The organism is Cupriavidus sp. TMH.W2 (assembly GCF_050847365.1).
Taxonomy (GTDB): domain Bacteria; phylum Pseudomonadota; class Gammaproteobacteria; order Burkholderiales; family Burkholderiaceae; genus Cupriavidus.
This window is the reverse complement of sequence record NZ_CP193793.1, coordinates 1,423,026-1,439,520: the sequence shown is the minus strand read 5'-3', so window position 1 is coordinate 1,439,520 and position 16,495 is coordinate 1,423,026. Positions and strand designations below refer to the sequence as shown.

The 16,495-nt window shown below is 67.9% G+C and carries 17 protein-coding genes; 10 read left to right on the top strand and 7 right to left on the bottom strand.

Annotation, left to right across the window (positions count from 1 at the left end):
• Positions 1-141 precede the first annotated feature (141 nt).
• The 3 genes from ACREYQ_RS24125 to ACREYQ_RS24115 all read left to right on the top strand — a co-directional run bounded on the left by ACREYQ_RS24125 (position 142) and on the right by ACREYQ_RS24115 (position 3,357).
• A complete protein-coding gene (locus ACREYQ_RS24125; protein ID WP_432260515.1) occupies positions 142-1,455 on the top strand; it encodes a hemolysin family protein in 1,314 nt (437 codons plus the stop codon).
• Positions 1,456-1,748: 293 nt separating this feature from the next.
• Positions 1,749-3,065, top strand: a complete 1,317-nt coding sequence (locus ACREYQ_RS24120; protein WP_432260514.1) for a GGDEF domain-containing protein — start codon at positions 1,749-1,751, stop codon at positions 3,063-3,065.
• Between the two features lie 160 nt (positions 3,066-3,225).
• Complete coding sequence (locus ACREYQ_RS24115; RefSeq protein WP_010814145.1) at positions 3,226-3,357, top strand: entericidin A/B family lipoprotein; 132 nt, start codon at positions 3,226-3,228, stop codon at positions 3,355-3,357.
• A 90-nt stretch (positions 3,358-3,447) separates the two neighbouring features.
• On the opposite strand, the gene ACREYQ_RS24110 is transcribed toward ACREYQ_RS24115, so the two are convergent.
• From ACREYQ_RS24110 to ACREYQ_RS24100, 3 genes are read right to left on the bottom strand one after another with little or no spacing between them, the layout of a single operon-like run.
• Positions 3,448-4,092 (bottom strand): bifunctional 4-hydroxy-2-oxoglutarate aldolase/2-dehydro-3-deoxy-phosphogluconate aldolase, encoded by a 645-nt coding sequence (locus ACREYQ_RS24110; protein ID WP_432260513.1) that lies wholly within the window; start codon positions 4,090-4,092, stop codon positions 3,448-3,450.
• Positions 4,093-4,145: 53 nt separating this feature from the next.
• Positions 4,146-5,081, bottom strand: a complete 936-nt coding sequence (locus ACREYQ_RS24105; RefSeq protein ID WP_432260512.1) for a sugar kinase — start codon at positions 5,079-5,081, stop codon at positions 4,146-4,148.
• A 13-nt stretch (positions 5,082-5,094) separates the two neighbouring features.
• Positions 5,095-6,363, bottom strand: coding sequence for an amino acid deaminase (locus ACREYQ_RS24100; protein ID WP_432260511.1), 1,269 nt, complete (start codon positions 6,361-6,363; stop codon positions 5,095-5,097).
• Positions 6,364-6,602: 239 nt separating this feature from the next.
• On the opposite strand from ACREYQ_RS24100, the gene ACREYQ_RS24095 reads away from it, so the two are divergent.
• From ACREYQ_RS24095 to ACREYQ_RS24065, 7 genes are all read left to right on the top strand, one after another.
• Positions 6,603-7,508 (top strand): MurR/RpiR family transcriptional regulator, encoded by a 906-nt coding sequence (locus ACREYQ_RS24095; RefSeq protein ID WP_432260510.1) that lies wholly within the window; start codon positions 6,603-6,605, stop codon positions 7,506-7,508.
• A 2-nt stretch (positions 7,509-7,510) separates the two neighbouring features.
• A complete protein-coding gene (locus ACREYQ_RS24090) occupies positions 7,511-8,983 on the top strand; it encodes an N-acyl-D-amino-acid deacylase family protein (protein ID WP_432260509.1) in 1,473 nt (490 codons plus the stop codon).
• A 52-nt stretch (positions 8,984-9,035) separates the two neighbouring features.
• Positions 9,036-9,428: a RidA family protein gene (locus ACREYQ_RS24085; RefSeq protein WP_432260508.1), complete on the top strand. Its 393-nt coding sequence runs from the start codon at positions 9,036-9,038 to the stop codon at positions 9,426-9,428.
• Positions 9,429-9,651: 223 nt separating this feature from the next.
• A complete protein-coding gene (locus ACREYQ_RS24080; protein WP_432260507.1) occupies positions 9,652-11,013 on the top strand; it encodes a GntP family permease in 1,362 nt (453 codons plus the stop codon).
• Between the two features lie 150 nt (positions 11,014-11,163).
• A complete protein-coding gene (locus tag ACREYQ_RS24075; protein ID WP_432260506.1) occupies positions 11,164-12,336 on the top strand; it encodes an ABC transporter substrate-binding protein in 1,173 nt (390 codons plus the stop codon).
• A 219-nt stretch (positions 12,337-12,555) separates the two neighbouring features.
• Positions 12,556-12,762, top strand: coding sequence for a type II toxin-antitoxin system VapB family antitoxin (locus ACREYQ_RS24070; RefSeq protein WP_432260505.1), 207 nt, complete (start codon positions 12,556-12,558; stop codon positions 12,760-12,762).
• Positions 12,759-13,139, top strand: a complete 381-nt coding sequence (locus ACREYQ_RS24065) for a type II toxin-antitoxin system VapC family toxin (RefSeq protein WP_432260504.1) — start codon at positions 12,759-12,761, stop codon at positions 13,137-13,139. The genes ACREYQ_RS24070 and ACREYQ_RS24065 overlap by 4 nt, the downstream gene beginning before the upstream one ends.
• 1 nt (position 13,140) lies before the next feature.
• Here ACREYQ_RS24065 and ACREYQ_RS24060 read toward each other — a convergent pair whose 3' ends face one another.
• The 4 genes from ACREYQ_RS24060 to ACREYQ_RS24045 are packed head-to-tail and all read right to left on the bottom strand — an operon-like array spanning position 13,141 to position 16,484.
• The gene (locus ACREYQ_RS24060; protein ID WP_432260503.1) at positions 13,141-13,860 is read right to left on the bottom strand and encodes an ABC transporter ATP-binding protein; all 720 of its coding nucleotides are present in this window, start codon (positions 13,858-13,860) and stop codon (positions 13,141-13,143) included.
• Positions 13,853-14,605 carry an ABC transporter ATP-binding protein gene (locus ACREYQ_RS24055; RefSeq protein ID WP_432260502.1) on the bottom strand — a complete coding sequence of 251 codons (753 nt, stop codon included), beginning with the start codon at positions 14,603-14,605 and terminating at the stop codon, positions 13,853-13,855. Before ACREYQ_RS24055 ends, ACREYQ_RS24060 begins: the two co-directional genes overlap by 8 nt.
• A complete protein-coding gene (locus tag ACREYQ_RS24050; RefSeq protein WP_432260501.1) occupies positions 14,602-15,624 on the bottom strand; it encodes a branched-chain amino acid ABC transporter permease in 1,023 nt (340 codons plus the stop codon). Before ACREYQ_RS24050 ends, ACREYQ_RS24055 begins: the two co-directional genes overlap by 4 nt.
• The gene (locus ACREYQ_RS24045; protein WP_432260500.1) at positions 15,621-16,484 is read right to left on the bottom strand and encodes a branched-chain amino acid ABC transporter permease; all 864 of its coding nucleotides are present in this window, start codon (positions 16,482-16,484) and stop codon (positions 15,621-15,623) included. The genes ACREYQ_RS24050 and ACREYQ_RS24045 overlap by 4 nt, the downstream gene beginning before the upstream one ends.
• Positions 16,485-16,495 lie beyond the last annotated feature (11 nt).

Below are 16,495 nucleotides of genomic sequence, written 5' to 3'. Positions count from 1 at the left end.
GCATCGAGCTATCTCCACTGGTTATCGCTGCGCGACCGGGGCAGCCGCCACCATCGCCACCTTGCCCGGCGCGGGGTCGTCATAAGCGAATGGTATGCTTGGTCTTTTCAAACACCCGGCGCGCAGAGGGCGCGCACCCTGATGGAAATTGCCATACTACTGGCGCTGATTCTGCTGAACGGCCTGTTTGCGATGTCCGAGATCGCACTGGTCACAGCCCGCAAGGCACGTCTGCAGCGCCACATCGAGAACGGCGACCGCGGCGCCATTGCGGCGATCAAGCTGGGCGAGGATCCCACCCGCTTCCTGTCCACCGTGCAGATCGGCATCACGTCGATCGGCGTGCTCAACGGCGTGGTCGGCGAATCCACGCTGGCGCAGCCAATGGGCATCTGGCTCCAGGGCTTCGGGATCCCGGCTACGACAGCCGGCTATGTGGCAACCGCCATCGTGGTGGCGGGCCTGACCTACTTTTCCATCGTGCTGGGTGAACTGGTGCCCAAGCGCCTGGGCCAGATGGCCCCCGAGGCCATTGCGCGCCTGGTGGCACGCCCGATCGGCTGGCTCGCGGTAGCCTCGACCCCCTTCGTCAAGCTACTGTCCGGCTCCACACGACTGGTGCTGCGGCTGCTGGGCACCAAGGTCGACCGTGGCCCCGGCGTGACCGAGGAAGAAATCCACGCGCTGCTGGTCGAAGGCTCCGAAGCCGGTGTGATCGAGCAGCATGAGCACACCATGGTGCGCAACGTGTTCCGGCTGGACGACCGGCAGTTGGCGTCGCTGATGGTGCCGCGCGGAGACGTCGTCTACCTGGACGTGGAAGAGACGCTGGATGAAAACCTGCACCGCATCGAGGAATCCGACCACTCGCGCTTTCCGGTGGTGCGCGGCGGCATGCACGACATCATCGGCGTGGTCAGCGCGCGCCAGCTGCTGGCGCGCCGGCTGCGCGGCGAAGAAGCCGACCTGAAGGGCGCGGCACAGCCGGCGGTGTTCGTGCCGGAGAGCGTGACGGGCATGGAACTGCTGGAGAACTTCCGCGGCTCGGGTGGCCAGATGGCCTTTGTCATCGACGAATACGGCGAAGTGCTGGGCCTGGTCACGCTGCAAGACCTGGTCGAGGCCATCACCGGCGAATTCAAGGCCGACGCCGCCGGCGAGGAATGGGCGGTGCAGCGCGACGACGGCTCGTGGCTGCTCGACGGCCTGATCCCGATCCCGGAACTGAAGGACCGCATCGGCCTGCGCCAGGTGCCCGAGGAGGAAAAGGAGCGTTACCACACCCTGTCCGGCATGCTGCTTCTGCTGCTGGGCCGCCTGCCTCAGATTGCCGACAGCGTGCAATGGGGCGACTGGCGTTTCGAGATCGTGGACATGGACGGCAAGCGCATCGACAAGGTGCTGGCCCAGCGCCTGCCGCCGCAGGACGGTCCCGAGGAAGAAACCACCGGCTGATGGCCGAAGCCGGCACTGGTCAGGTTGACTGCCGCTGCAGAATTCCGGCGGCAGCGTCAATCGCAAATCACACCCAACTGCTGCCGCATTGACCCACATCAAACGCAGGTTGCGAACCAGTCACCTTGGCGCAATTTGCGATATCTGCTCCCTCCCCTTGGCTTATGATCAGGCTTCGCGGCCCGCGTGCGGCCGCGGCACGCATGGTGTTGCCATGCTGACGAAATCGATAACTAGTACGGGGAGACGCGGGTATGGCAAGGGCTATTGCCTGGCTGTCCGCAACACCATTCATGCATTCTGATGCCGACGAGATCGCCGCGCCCCCTGCCTGGCGCGTGAGTGGCTCGATGCAGCCGTCCGCCGTGGTATCCGCGCTGACCGCACGCCGCGCCCGCGCCGGCCAGCAGGCGGCCATCCTGTCCATCCGCCTGGACCGATTTGCCAGCGTCTGCGAAACCCTCGGCCCCCGGCGTGCGGCCAGGCTGCAGGCCATCGTGCAAGCCCGCATCGCCTGCCTGCTGCCGCCCGGGGCCATCATGCACTGGATCGCGGCGGCGGACCTGGTGGTCATCACCGCACTGCCCGACGGCGTGCCAGATCCGGGCCCCATAGCCAGCCGGCTGGCCGACGACCTGTCCCGGCCGTTTGCGCTCGATGGCTTCGAACTGTTTATTTCCTGCAGCATCGGCGTAGCCATGGACCATCCGGACATCCCGGCCGAGCGCAGCCTGCAGCAGGCCTTCGACGCCATGCTGCGGGTCAACCGCCAGGGCGGCGATGGCCTCGCGCGCGCCGACAAGCCCGCCGCCCCACCCGCCGCCCCGTTGCTGGCGGCGCTGCCCGACGCGCTGGAGCGCGGCGAGCTAAGCCTGCAGCTGCAGCCGCGCGCCGACTTTGCCGGCGCCGCGGTCAGCGGCTACACCGTGCGGCTGCGCTGGCAGCACCCGCTTCTCGGCCGCGTGGCACCGCAGGCTTTCCTGCCCGCGGTGGAATCGCTCGGTCTGGTCGGCCGGATCGGCAACTGGCTGCTGGAAAGCGTGCTGCCGCTGGTGCGCGCAGCCGAGGCGATCGCCCCGTTTCAGTTCACGCTGCTGGCCTCGAGCGCGCAGTTGCACCGCCCCCAGATGGTCGAAGCCCTGGCCCAGGCACTCGACGCGGGCGGCATTGCGCCGCAGCGGCTGTGTATCGAACTGCCAGCCAGCGCGGTGCCGGCCGACGCCGAGATCATCGCCCGCTTTGCCGCCCTGCGCCGGCGCGGCCTGCAGCTGGCGCTGGGAAATTTCGACGACAGCCCCGCCTGCCGCCAGGCGCTGGCGGCGCTGCACCCGGACAAAGTCACGCTGGACGCGCGGGGCCTGGGCCATGCGCGCCAGGCCGGCGACCGTGCGGCAAGCCTGCACGAGGCCTGCCGGCTCGCGCGGCATGCCGGAGCGTCGGTCTGCGCCCAGGGCATCGAAACCCGCCAGCAGCTGGATGCGGTGCGCGCCTGGGACTGCCAGAGCGTCCAGGGCTACCTGCTGGCGCAGCCGTTCCCTGCCGCATGGCTGCTGCAGACCCATGCGGCGATCCAGCAGCGCGCCCGGGAACTGCTGACGCCAGCCACTTGAGCGCCTTGGCGCTACCACGGGTCCGGCTGTTGTGTGAGTTGCACGATTTACAAATTGGCACATACCAGATTTCAATGCCGCTCGCAGCGGCGGTAAAATTGGCGCCAATCCCTGAATCGACGAATCTCTAGATTCTCAAACATCTCAAAAGGAGCCCGGCGTGAAGAAAGGTTGGATCTGGTGCGTTTTGTTTGCCACCCTGTTGGCTGGCTGCAACACGATGGCGGGGCTCGGCCAGGACATTCAGCGCGGTGGCCAGAAGCTCGAAAGCTCGGCGGACCGTCACAAATAAGCCGCCAGCCCAGTCCGATGCGGCCCGGTCCGCGTCGATATGAAAACGGCACGCCACATGGCGTGCCGTTTTTTGTTGCGCTGCAGGTGCTCAGCCCTTGTTGCGCAGCGCCTTCGCCTGTTCGGCCAGCGTGCGGATGCGGCCCCAGTCGCCACTGGCAACGGCGTCCTTGGGCACCACCCATGAACCGCCCACGCACACTACGTTGGGCAGCGCCAGATAGGTCGGGGCCAGCGCGGCGTCAATGCCGCCGGTCGGGCAGAAGCGCAGTTGCGGCAGCGGCCCGCCCAGCGACTTCAGCATCGGCACCCCGCCGGCGGCCTGCGCCGGGAAGAACTTGAGGAAGGTGAAGCCGGCTTCGAGCGCCGCCATGGCCTCGCTGGCGGTGGCCACGCCCGGCAGCAGCGCGAGGCCCGCGCCCTGCGCGCCCTCGGCCAGCGCCGGGGTCAGGCCAGGTGAAACCGCAAACTGCGCGCCCGCGTCGCGCACGGCGTGCAGCTGCTCGACGTTCAGCACCGTGCCGGCGCCGACGCAGGCCTGAGGCAAGGCTGCCGCCACTGCCTTGATCGCTTCCAGCGCTACCGGCGTGCGCAGCGTGATCTCAAGCAGCGGCAAGCCGCCGGTGACCAGCGCCTCGCTGACGTGCAGGGCCTCGTCGACCGAGTGGAATTCCAGCACCGGGATCACCGGCACATCGGCAAGGCGTTGAAGCAGCGGGGAAGTCTGGTTTTGCATGGCTGTCTCGGAGTGGATGGGTTGCAGGAAAACAGGGATTCAGCGCGACTGTGTCACGCGATGACCGACACCGACTGCGCCAGCCGGGCCAGCACGGTCTGCGCATCGGGGATCGGCGCCACCGCGCCATAGCCGGTGGTCGACAGCGCCGCCGCCACGTTGGCATAGCGTGCCGCGTCGAACGGATCGGCGCCCGCGGCCAGGCGCGCGACAAAGCTGCCGCCGAAGCAGTCGCCCGCGCCGGTGGCATCCACCGGCTTGACCGGATACGGCGGCACCAGTGCGCGCGACTCGGGCGTGGCCACGTAGGAGCCCTCCTCGCCCAGCTTCAGCGCGACCAGGCTGATGCCGCAGCCGAGCAGGTAGTCGGCGATGGCGTCGCGGTCGTCCAGGCCGGTCAGCACGGTGATGTCGTCCCAGCTGGGCAGGCACACGTCGGTCATCCTGAAGGCCTCGCGCATGATGCCGCGCGCGCGCGCCAGCGACCACAGGCGCAGCCGCAGGTTGGTGTCCAGCGTGACCTTGGTGCCGGCCTTGCGCGCATGCTCCATCGCGTCCAGGCCGGCATCGCAGGCGCTGGTGCTGATGGCCAGGCTGATGCCCGACAGGTGCAGGTAGCGCGCCGCGGCGATCGCGCCCAGCGGCAGCAGCTCATGCTGGTAGCGGCTGGCGGCGGAGCCTTCACGCAGGTAGTCGAAACGGTGGCCGTGGTTGTCGTGCGAGACAAAGTAGACGCCGGTGGGCGCGCCCGCGTCGATGTGCACGTGGCGGGTGTCGACCCGCTCCTGCGTCCACAGCGCGCGCAGGCGTTCGCCGAAGGTGTCGGCCCCTACCGCGCAGACATAGCCGGTGCTGGCGCCCTGGCGCGCAGCGGCAATGCAGAAATTGGAAGTATCGCCGCCAAAACCCTGCAGGTAGCGAGACGGATCGTCGGGCTGCTGGTTGAACTCCACCAGCGGCTCGCCATAGGCCAGGATGTCGATGCTCATGGGGTGGCCTGCGTCAGAAGAAGGTTTGGATGATGTCGATCACGCGCATGTCGCGGTCCAGCACCGGGATATGGCGCCACTTGTCGAAGGTCAGGCACGGGTGCGAGATATCGAAGGCGATCATGTCGCCGACCTGCACGTCGTCGCCCGGCCTGACCTGCAGGTAGGCGTGCTGGTCCATCATGCCGGTGACCTCCCAGTGCGCAGGGACGTCCACCGGCGCCTCGGTGCCGGGGCGGTACAGGCGCGCGGGGATCGGCATGCCGGCGTCGAAGGCCGCATCGCGCTTGCCCATGCCGATGATGACGCGATCGGGCTCGGGGATCGACTGCACATAAGCCCACAGCTGCAGCGCCGGCAGCAGGCCCTCGCGCATCTTCTGCGCGACCGGGTTGCTGGCCAGGATGCGCTGCTGCGCGGCGCGGTAGATGCCCACGTCGTGCGTCAGGTAGCAGCCGGGGCGCAGCACGATGTCGATCGGCGCGCCGATCTCGGTGCGCGCGAATTCCTCGGCCACCACGTCGTACCAGGCCGAGCCCGCGCCCGACATCACCACCGGGCTGCGGCCGAAACGCCCTTCCTGCGCCAGTTGCCGCGTTACCGCCACGGTGCGCTGCAGGAACTTGCGGATATCGGCCTCTTCCTTGAGCACGCCCTCGTAGATTTCCACGCCGGCCAGCGACAGCGCGTCCGGCCAGCGCGCCAGTGCGTCGAGCACGGCCTGCTGCTGCGCGTCGTCGCGCACGCCGGTGCGCCCGCCCTCCACGCCCAGCTCCAGCAGCACCTGCAGCTTCTGCCCGCGTTCCTGGAAGAACTTGCCGAGCTGGTCGACCAGCGCGGCGGAGTCCACCAGCGCGAAGAATTCGAAATCCGGATCGCGCAGCAGGTCCGCGATGATTTCCATATTGCGGCGGCCCACCAGCTGGTTGGCCATCAGCACGCGCTTGACACCGTGCGCATGCGCGGCCGCGGTCTGGTGCGCGGTGGCCAGCGTGATGCCCCACGCGCCGGCGCCGAGCTGGCGCGCAAACAGCTTGGGCGCCATGGTGGTCTTGCCATGCGGCGCAAGCTGCACGCCATACTCGTTCATGAAACGGCGCATCCATTCCAGGTTGTGCGCAAGCCGGTCTTCATAGAGCACCGCGGCCGGCAGGCTCAACTCTTCCTGCAACAGGTTCCAGCCGGTCTGTCCGGCCGCATCCGGGGCGATGGGGCCTTCCATACGGCCCAGCGCCTTGTTGAGCGGATCGATCACGCCAGCCTGATACTTTATTTCACGCATGCTTGTCATCACCCTGAAAAAATCTGATTGACGTAATGATATCCCTGAAAATAAGATATTTCATCCTTGTTATAAAGTAACATACAGAGGCCGGGAAGGGCTAGCCGGGACGATGCGACGGCCCTCCTCCACCAGGTGCCAGTCACTGTTATAGCCCCTGCCCGCGGCCACTGCAGCTTCCGTCACATTTCGATCCGATTCGCATTTCCGACCCGTCTACCGACCCGACCTGCCCGCCCATGACCGCGCCTTTCGACATCCTGACCCGCATCGCCGAGCGCGGCCCCGCGCTGCGCCTGGCCGAGCAGAAGGTGGCGCAGGTGGTGCTGGAGGACCTGGCCGGCGCCGCCGCCGCCAGCATCAATGAACTGGCGCGCAAGGCCGGCGTCAGCGAGGCCAGCGTGACGCGCTTTGCCAAGGCCATTGGCTGCCGCGACGTGCGCGACCTGAAGCTGCGCCTGGCCCAGGCGACCGCGGTGGGCGCGCGCTTCCTGCAGCCCGGCGCCGCCCCCACCGGTGAAGCCGCCCCGGCCACGCTGGCCGACAGCATCCATGCCGACATCCTGACCGCACTGGAAGTCAATCGCGGCCTGATGGACGCCCAGCGCATCGAACAGGCCGCGCGCCTGTTGCTTGGCGCACGCATGGTCTACGCTTTTGGCATGGGCGGCGGCTCGTCCTTCATGGCCGACGAGGCGCGCCATCGCCTGGCGCGCCTGGGGCAGCCGGTGGCGAGCTACCAGGACGCCCTGCTGCAGACGATGGTGGCGGCCACGCTGGGCCGCGACGACGTGGTGCTGGCCTTCTCGGCCAGCGGCCGCGTGCCGGAGATGCTGGCCAGCTGCGATATCGCGCGCGAGTACGGTGCCCGCCTGGTGGCCGTGACCGCACTGGGCTCGCCGCTGGCCGCGCGCGCCGACGTGCTGCTGCCGGTGCGCACGCTGGAGACGGATTTCATTTTCAAGCCGTCGGCATCGCGCTACGCCATGCTGATGGTGCTGGACGTGCTGGCCACGCAATGCGCGCTGTTGCAGCCGGACCAGAGCAAGGAGCGCCTGCGCCGGCTCAAGTACGTGCTGGACACCCACCGCGGCGAAAGCGGCCCTGGTAAGGGCCCCGACAGCCGCCAGCCGCTGGGAGACTGACCATGCCACACTTGTTCGATACCCTGATCCGCTGCGTCACGCTGATCGACGGCTCCGGCGCCGCCGCGCGCCTGGCCGACGTGGCCCTGCGCGACGGCCGCATCGCCCGCATCGACGAACCCGGTTCGATCGACCCCGATGCCGCCGCGCACGTGGTTGAAGGCGACGGCCTGGTACTCGCACCCGGCTTTATCGACGTGCACACGCACGACGACACCAACGTGGTGCGCCAGCCCGAGATGACGCCCAAGCTGTCGCAGGGCGTGACCACGGTGGTGGTCGGCAACTGCGGCATCAGCGCCGCGCCGGTGGCGCTGGCGGGCGAGCCGCCCGACCCGATGAACCTGCTCGGCCACGCCGACGCTTTCCGCTATCCGGATTTCAAGAGCTACGTCGATGCGGTGGCAGCCGCGCAGCCCGCGGTCAATGTCGCCGCGCTGGTCGGCCACACCGCGCTGCGCAGCAACCATATGGACCGCTTCGACCGCGCCGCCACGCCGGAAGAAATCGCGGCGATGCGCGCGCAACTCGAGGAAGCGCTGCGGCACGGCGCGCTGGGCCTGTCCACGGGACTGGCCTATGCCAATGCCTTCAACGCACCGACCGAAGAAGTGCTGGCGCTGGCCGAGCCCCTGGCCAAGGCCGGCGCGCTCTATGCCACCCACCTGCGCAGCGAGTTTGCCGAGATCCTCGACGCCATGGACGAGGCCTTCCGTATCGGCCGCCATGCGCGCGTGCCGGTGGTGATCTCGCACCTGAAATGCGCGGGCGTGGACAACTGGGGCCGCAGCACCGAGGTGCTGGACGCGCTCGACGGCGCCCAGCGCTGGCAGCCGGTGGGCTGCGACTGCTACCCCTACACCGCCAGCTCGTCCACGCTGGACCTGAAACAGGTCACCAGCGACTTCGACATCATGGTGACCTGGTCCGAAGGCGCGCCCGAGATGGGCGGCCGCCTGCTGGCCGATATCGCCGCCGAATGGCAGGTCGACCTGCACGAGGCCGCGCGCCGGCTGATGCCCGCCGGCGCGGTCTACCACTGCATGGAAGACGCCGACGTCGACCGCATCCTGAGCCATCCGGCCACGGTGGTCGGTTCGGACGGGCTGCCCAACGACCCGCTGCCGCATCCGCGCCTCTGGGGTGCCTTCCCGCGCGTGCTGGGCCACTACGCCCGTGACCGCGAGCTGTTCCCGCTGACGGTGGCCGTCAACAAGATGACCGGCATGTCCGCCGAGCGCTTCGGGCTGCAGGAGCGCGGCTTCGTGCGCGAAGGCTACTGGGCCGACCTGGTGCTGTTCGACGCCGCCACCATCCGCGACGCGGCCAGCTTCACCGATCCCATGCAGCCGGCCGAGGGCATTGCCGCGGTCTGGGTCAACGGCGAGCTGTCATGGCAGCAGCGCCAGCCCACCGGCGTGCGCGCCGGCCGGTTCCTGCCGCGCGGCGCGCGGCCCGGGTTCGGCGCGGCCTGACCGGCGCGCCGCCTCCCTTCTTTCCCATATCCAATACATCCCAGGAGTATCCATGGACATCAAACGATTCGGCGTCGAAGGCGGCACCGGTACCGGCGGCCAGCACATGCCCTTTGCCCGCGCGGTCGCGGCCGACGGCTGGCTCTATGTCTCCGGCCAGGTGCCGATGGTCAACGGCGAAGTCATCGACGGCGGCATCGTGCCCCAGACCCACCAGGCCATCAGGAACGTGCTGGCCATCCTGGCCGAGGCCGGCTACGGCCCCGAGCACGTGGTGCGCTGCGGCGTGTGGCTGGACGACACGCGCGACTTTGCCTCGTTCAACAAGATCTTCAAGGAATACTTCGGCGCCAACCCGCCCGCGCGCGCCTGCGTGCAGTCGAGCATGGTGGTGGACTGCAAGGTCGAAGTGGACTGCATCGCCTACAAGAAGCCGGCGGCCTGAGCCCCATTCCGTCATTCCCGCGAAGGCGGGAATCCAGCGTCTTCCCGTCCCCTGCGGGGATAAAGCCGCTGGGTCCCCGCCTTCGCGGGGACAACGTGTTGGTGCTTGATCGTAAGTCGGGCTCGCCACCATGCATGTCTATCCCCCGCTTGCAACGAGCGGAGAAAAATAACCCTAACCCCCTGCCGCCACAAGCGGCCTTTATTCCACGCAAGGAGACAATATGGGTGCCGTCACCGGAACCACGCTCTTGGTGTATGCGCTGATCGCAGTGATCGCACTGGTGGTGCTGATCGCGCGCTTCAAGCTCAACCCCTTCATTACCCTGGTGGTCGTCTCGGTCCTGCTCGGCTTTGCCGTGGGCATGCCGATGGGCGACATCATCAAGTCGTTCGAAGCCGGCGTCGGCGGCACCCTCGGCCATATCGCGCTGGTGATCGGCCTGGGCACCATGCTCGGCAAGATGATGGCCGAATCCGGCGGCGCCGAGCGCATCGCGCGCACGCTGATCGATTTCTTTGGCGAGAAGAACGTGCACTGGGCGATGGTCACCATCGCCTTTATCGTCGGCCTGCCGGTGTTCTTCGAAGTGGGCTTCGTGCTGCTGGTGCCGATCGCCTTCAACGTGGCCAAGCGCACCGGCACGTCGATGGTGCTGGTCGGCATCCCGATGGTGGCCGGCCTGTCGGTGGTGCACGGCCTGATCCCGCCGCACCCGGCGGCGCTGCTGGCGGTGACGGCCTATGGCGCCGATATCGGCAAGACCATCATGTACGCGCTGATCGTGGGCATCCCGACCGCCGCCATTGCCGGCCCGCTGTTCGCCAAGCTGATGGACCGCTACGTGAAGCTGCCTGACGTCAACCCGCTGGCCGCGCAGTTCACCGAGGAAGACGAAGGCGTCAAGGCCTCGCACCAGCTGCCGGGCTTTGGCATCACGGTGTTCACCATTTTGCTGCCCGTGATCCTGATGCTGATCGGCAGCTGGGCCGACCTGATCGCCACGCCCAAGACCTTTGCCAACGACTTCCTCAAGCTGATCGGCAACTCGGTGATGGCGCTGCTGATCGCCGCGCTGGTTAGCTTCTACACCTTCGGCAAGGCGCGCGGCTTCAACCGCGAAATGATCCTCAAGTTCACCAACGAGTGCGTGGCACCCACGGCCATCATCACGCTGGTGGTTGGCGCGGGCGGCGGCTTCGGGCGCATCCTGCGCGACTCGGGCGTCTCCAACGCCATCGTGGACGTCGCCACCAACGCGCATGTCTCGGTGCTGCTGCTGGGCTGGCTGGTCGCGGTGATGATCCGCATCGCCACCGGCTCCGCCACCGTGGCCATGACCACCGCTGCCGGCATCGTCGCGCCGATCGCCGCCAGCGTGCCCGGCACGCGCCCGGAACTGCTGGTGCTGACCACCGGCGCCGGCTCGCTGATCCTGTCGCACGTGAACGACGGCGGCTTCTGGCTGGTCAAGGAGTACTTCAACATGACCGTGACCCAGACCTTCAAGACCTGGTCGGTCTGCGAAACCATCATCTCGGTGGTGGCACTGCTGCTGACGCTGGGCCTGGCCACGCTGGTCTGAGCGTTTCCTCCCGCGCCCCCGCGCCCCGGGGGCGCGCCGGGCGGCCGGCAGACCCCGGTATCAGCCGGGATTGCCTTGCCTGCGTGGCCCCCATACACTGCCTCCTCGATGCGGCCGCCAGCGCCGCGCGCCAACCGAGGAGACCATCCCATGACCATCGCCCCGCTGCTGCGCGCCATCGCGGCCTGCAGCCTGCTTGCCCTGCTGCCTGCCGCCCAGGCCGCCGAACCGGTCAGGATCGGCCTGATCGCGCCCTTCTCCGGCAGCTTCGCCGACTACGGCAAGCAGATGGAAGGCGGCGTGAAGGCCTGGCAGAAGCTGCACGGCGACACCGTGGCCGGCCGCAAGGTGCAGATCATCATGAAGGACACCACCGGCCCGGCGCCGGACGTGGCCAAGCGCCTGGCGCAGGAACTGGTGGTGCGCGACAAGGTGGACATGCTGGCCGGCTTCGGCCTCACGCCCGAGGCCCTGGCGGTGGCGCCCATCGCCGAGCAGGCGAAAAAGCCGATGGTGATCTTCAACGCCGCCTCTTCGATCATCACCACCAAGTCGAACTACATCGCGCGCGTGTCGATGACGCTGCCGCAGGTCTCCGCGCCGATGGCCACCTGGGCTGTCAGGAACAACGTGCGCAAGGTGGTCACGCTGGTGGCCGACTATGCCCCCGGCATCGACGCCGAGACCGCGTTCAAGACCAACTTCATCGGCGGCGGCGGACAGGTGATCGAATCGATCCGGGTGCCGCTGCGCAACCCGGAGTTCGCCCCCTTCATCCAGCGCATCAAGGATGCCAAACCCGAGGCAGTATTCCTGTTCCTGCCAGCCGGCGAACAGGGCGTGGCCTTCATGAAAGGCTTCCGCGAGCGCGGCCTGGCCCAGGCCGGCATCCGCGTGATTGCCACCGGCGACCTGACCGACGACCACGTGCTGCCGGCGATGGGCGATGCCACGCTGGGCGTGATCACCTCGTTCCACTACTCGATGGCGCACGACTCGCCCGAGAACAAGGCCTTCCTGAAGGCGTTTGCCGAGGCCAATCCCGGCGCCGGACGCCCCAACTTCATGGCCGTGGCCGCCTTCGACGGCATGGGCGCGATCTATGAGGCCCTGAAGAAGACCGGCGGCGCCACCGATGGCGACAAGGTCATCGGCGCGCTCAAGGGCATGAAGATCAAGAGCCCGCGCGGGCCCATCACCATTGACCCGGCGACGCGCGACGTGGTGCAGACGGTCTACATCCGCAAGGTCGAGAAGGTCAACGGTGAGCTGTACAACGTTGAGTTCGACAAGTTTGCGGAAGTGAAGGACTCGGGCAAGTAAGCCGCACGCGCAATTTCAATAGTCGGCGATTCCTGACTCGGCTGCAGGAATCAAACTTCGCCCCGCCCATCGAAATGCGACGTCTCTCATCGATTCCCTTGCACCGGTAGCAAATACTGGTGGCGTCATCCGTGAACGATCCGTCACACCCGCGAACAACCTTGCCTGGATGCTATTTTTGATGCCAAATGACATCAAATCTGATGCAAGGAGCATGATATGCGCACGACCGTCACGATCGACGACGCCCTGTATGAACAAGCACTAGAGGTGGCTGACCCCGGCATGGACAAATCTGACCTTTTTCGTGAGGCAATCAAGACTTTCGTTCGCGTACAAGCCGCCAAGCGCCTCGCGGCACTGGGTGGCGCCGCCCCCGCCATGGAAGACGTGCCACGTCGCCGCATGGAACCTGAAGCGAAATGAGCGTGCTTGTCGACACCTCGGTGTGGATAGACCATTTCAAGAGCCGCAATGACGCACTGTTCAGCTTGCTTGTGTCGGATCAAGCGCTGACCCACCCCATGGTCCTGGTTGAACTGGCTTGCGGGACGCCCCCGGCACCGCGTGCCCGGACACTTGGCGACATCGGCCTGCTGCAGCCTGCAAGGCAGGCGAGCCTGACAGAGGTGATGGCGTTCATCGAGCAAGAGAAGCTGTATGGACTGGGCTGCGGCCTGGTCGAGGTCTCATTGCTGGCTTCCACTTTGATTACGCCAGGCGCGCGGCTATGGACACTGGACCAGCGTCTCGACGATTTGTCAGCGCGTTTTGGTGTGGCGCATCGACCCAGGCTTCACTAGGTCACGCAGCCACGTCACCCCCGCCCACGCTCACCAGCGCATCCAGCCGCGCCTTGTCCGCCAGCAGCACGGCGCTGTCCGACGCATGCACTACCCGCCCCCGGTCCAGCACCATCGCGCGCTGCGTCATCGCCAGCGCCAGCCGCGCATGCTGTTCCACCACGATCACCGCCATGCCCGACTGGCCGATCAGTTGGCGGACCACCCGCTGCAGTTCCTGCACGATGATCGGCGCCAGGCCTTCCATCGGTTCGTCCAGCAGCAACAGCGCGGGGTTGAGCACCAGCGCGCGGGCGATCGCCAGCATCTGCTGCTCGCCCCCGGATAGCTGGTTGCCCAGGTTGCGGCGCCGCTCCTGCAGGCGCGGAAAGACCTCATACACGCGCGCGGCGTTCCAGTGCCCGGGCCGGGCCACCGCGCTCAGGTGTTCTGCCACCGTCAGCGACGGGAACATCCAGCGCTCCTGCGGCACCCAGCCGATGCCGGCCTGGGCGCGCTGGTGCGGCGCCAGCCGCGCCAGGTCCCGCCCCTGCCAGCGCAGCGTGCCGCCGCGCAGCCGCGTCATGCCCATCAGCGTGGCCAGCAGCGTGGTTTTGCCTACGCCGTTGCGGCCCAGCAGTGCCAGGCTGTCGCCAGCGTCGAGCGTCAGGTCGATGCCGTCCAGCACCACGGCATCGCCATAGCCCGCACACAGTCCCTCTACGCGCAGCAGCTCAGTCATGCGCGGCCTCCCCGAGGTAGACCTCCTTCACGCGCGCGTCGGCGGCGATCTCGGCGGGCGTGCCTTCGGTCAGCACCTTGCCGCCGACCAGCACCGTGATGCGCTCGGCAAAGCGGAACACCAGGTCCATGTCGTGCTCGATAAACAGGATGGTGATGTCGCGTGGCAGCGCCGCGATGACTTCGAACAGCTCGGCGCTGTGCGCGGCGGGAATGCCCGCGGCTGGCTCATCGAGCAGCAGGATCGACGGCCGCGTCGCCAGCGCCAGCGCGATCTCCAGCAGCCGCTGCTTGCCATAGGGCAGCCGGCGGGTCTCGGTATCGGCGTCGGCATCGAGCCGCAGGCTGGCCAGCACGGCCATGGCCTCGTCGGCCAGCGCGCGCTGCGAGGCCACTGTGCGCGACCAGATCCGGACCGCGCCGGTGCGCTCGGCCACGGCCAGCACCACGGATTCCAGCACCGTCAGGCCGGGAAACAGCGTGTTGATCTGGAACGTGCGCGTCATGCCCAGGCGCACCCGCGCATGCTGCGGCAGCCGCGTGATGTCCTGCTCCCCCAGCCAGATCCGGCCCGCCGTGGGCGCGATGGCCCCGGTCAGCAGGTTGATGAAGGTGGTCTTGCCGGCGCCGTTCGGGCCGATCAGCGCATGGCGCGCGCCGGGCGCGAAGCTCAGCGAGATCTCGCTGTTTGCGGCAAACGCGCCCCAGTGGCGCGACAGGCCTTCAGTCTGCAGCCGCTGGCTCATGGCGCCTCTCCTTTCCCGCGTCGTGACGTAATGCGGGTGCGTACCGCATCCACCGCGCCCATCACGCCGCCACGCGCGAACAGCACCATCACCACCAGCAGCAGGCCGATCCAGAACTGCCAGTAGACCGGGTTGATGCCGGCCAGCACATCCTGCGCAATCATGAACAGCGCCGCGCCGGCCAGTGCACCGTAGAGGCGCCCGGCGCCGCCCAGCACCAGCATCACCAGCAGTTCCGCCGAGCGCGGAAAGCCCAGCACGTCGAGCCCGACGAACTGGGTGGTCTGCGCCAGCAGCCCGCCCGCCACGCCCGCCACCGCTGCCGACACCGTAAACACCGCACCCAGCCTGCGCGGCACATTGGCACCCAGTGCCGGCATGCGTCGCGCGCCTTCGCGGATTCCGCGCAGCGACAGGCCGAACGGCGACTGCGTGAGCCGCCTCAGCAGCACGAACAGCACGAAGCTCACGGCCAGGCTGTACAGGTAGGCGGTCTTGCCGAACAGGTCGAACCCGAACACGCCCAGCAGCTTGTCCATGGCCACGCCGGACAGCCCGTCGACGCCGCCAGTCAGGAAGGCGGCCTTGTTGGCAGCCTCGAACAGCATCAGCCCGATGCCCAGCGTGACCATCAGCCGCGTCAGGTCGCCGCCGCGCACCACCAGGAAGCTCGACAGCCAGCCCGCCAGCCCCGCGACCGCGGCGGCGGCCATCAGCCCGGACAGCGGCTCGCCCCAGCCATGCGCGGCGAGCAGCCCCGCCGTATAGGCGCCGAGCCCGAAGAACGCCGCATGGCCCAGCGAGACGATGCCCGCGTAGCCAAGGATCAGGTCCAGCGACAGCGCGAACAGGCCGGTGATCAGCACCTGGCTGCCCAGGATCAGGTAGTCCGGCAGCAGGAAGAACACCGCCACCGGCGCCAGCCAGAAGACGAATTCAGCGGGATGCCAGCGCCCGTCTGGCAGTGCATGCCGCGTGCCCGCACCCGGCGCACGCATCGACCGGATCAGCGCCTTCATGCCCGCCTCCCGTACAGCCCGGCCGGGAACAAGACCAGCAGCAGCACCATCATCGCGTAGATCACGAACGCGCCCACCGCGGGCACGTAGTACTTGCCGGCCACGTCGGCAATACCCAGCACCAGCGCCGCCAGCAGCGGCCCGCGCATGGTGCCGGCACCGCCCACCGCCACCACCAGCAGGAAATACACCATGTACTTGAGCGGGAAGGACGGATCGAGACCCAGCACATCGACCCCCAGGCCGCCGCCCAATCCCGCCAGACCAGAGCCCAGCGCAAAGGTCAGGCTGAACACGCGGCCGACGTTGATGCCCAGCCCGCGCGCCGCCTGCTGGTTGTCCACGGCCGCGCGCACCTGCGCGCCGAAGCGCGTGCGCGACACCAGCCAGCCCAGCGCCAGCGTGATCACTATCACCACGCCGACCAGGAAGAGCCGGTAGGCGCCAAGCTCCAGCGTACCCACCCGCACCTGCCCGCGCAGCATCTCCGGCAATTCCACCGGCTGCTGGCCGGGACCGAACAGGTAGTTGGCGCCGGCCATCGCCATGAAGGTCAGGCCGATGGAAAACAGGACCTGGTCCAGGTGGCTGGCCTGGTAGAGCCGGCGGTACAGCGTGCGCTCCAGCAGCCAGCCCGCGGCCGCCGCGCCGGCGAACGCCACCGGCAGCGCCAGCAGGAACGGCACGCCCGCGCGGTTCATCAGCACCACTGCGACATAGCCGCCCAGCATGGCAAAGGCGCCGTGCGCCAGGTTGACAAAGTTCATCAGGCCCAGGGTCACCGACAGGCCCACGCTGATCAGGAACAACAGGCTGCCGTAGGCCACGCCGTCGAACAACACGCCAAGAAGACTCGCCATGCGCGCAGAGG

Coding starts and splice junctions, on each gene's coding strand:
- ACREYQ_RS24110 (WP_432260513.1), bottom strand. CDS start 4,092: ATGCAAAACCAGACTTCCCCGCTGCTTCAACGCCTTGCCGATGTGCCG.
- ACREYQ_RS24065 (WP_432260504.1), top strand. CDS start 12,759: ATGAGCGTGCTTGTCGACACCTCGGTGTGGATAGACCATTTCAAGAGC.
- ACREYQ_RS24090 (WP_432260509.1), top strand. CDS start 7,511: ATGCCACACTTGTTCGATACCCTGATCCGCTGCGTCACGCTGATCGAC.
- ACREYQ_RS24100 (WP_432260511.1), bottom strand. CDS start 6,363: ATGCGTGAAATAAAGTATCAGGCTGGCGTGATCGATCCGCTCAACAAG.
- ACREYQ_RS24060 (WP_432260503.1), bottom strand. CDS start 13,860: ATGACTGAGCTGCTGCGCGTAGAGGGACTGTGTGCGGGCTATGGCGAT.
- ACREYQ_RS24085 (WP_432260508.1), top strand. CDS start 9,036: ATGGACATCAAACGATTCGGCGTCGAAGGCGGCACCGGTACCGGCGGC.
- ACREYQ_RS24080 (WP_432260507.1), top strand. CDS start 9,652: ATGGGTGCCGTCACCGGAACCACGCTCTTGGTGTATGCGCTGATCGCA.
- ACREYQ_RS24045 (WP_432260500.1), bottom strand. CDS start 16,484: ATGGCGAGTCTTCTTGGCGTGTTGTTCGACGGCGTGGCCTACGGCAGC.
- ACREYQ_RS24105 (WP_432260512.1), bottom strand. CDS start 5,081: ATGAGCATCGACATCCTGGCCTATGGCGAGCCGCTGGTGGAGTTCAAC.
- ACREYQ_RS24070 (WP_432260505.1), top strand. CDS start 12,556: ATGCGCACGACCGTCACGATCGACGACGCCCTGTATGAACAAGCACTA.
- ACREYQ_RS24055 (WP_432260502.1), bottom strand. CDS start 14,605: ATGAGCCAGCGGCTGCAGACTGAAGGCCTGTCGCGCCACTGGGGCGCG.
- ACREYQ_RS24075 (WP_432260506.1), top strand. CDS start 11,164: ATGACCATCGCCCCGCTGCTGCGCGCCATCGCGGCCTGCAGCCTGCTT.
- ACREYQ_RS24120 (WP_432260514.1), top strand. CDS start 1,749: ATGCATTCTGATGCCGACGAGATCGCCGCGCCCCCTGCCTGGCGCGTG.
- ACREYQ_RS24050 (WP_432260501.1), bottom strand. CDS start 15,624: ATGAAGGCGCTGATCCGGTCGATGCGTGCGCCGGGTGCGGGCACGCGG.
- ACREYQ_RS24125 (WP_432260515.1), top strand. CDS start 142: ATGGAAATTGCCATACTACTGGCGCTGATTCTGCTGAACGGCCTGTTT.
- ACREYQ_RS24095 (WP_432260510.1), top strand. CDS start 6,603: ATGACCGCGCCTTTCGACATCCTGACCCGCATCGCCGAGCGCGGCCCC.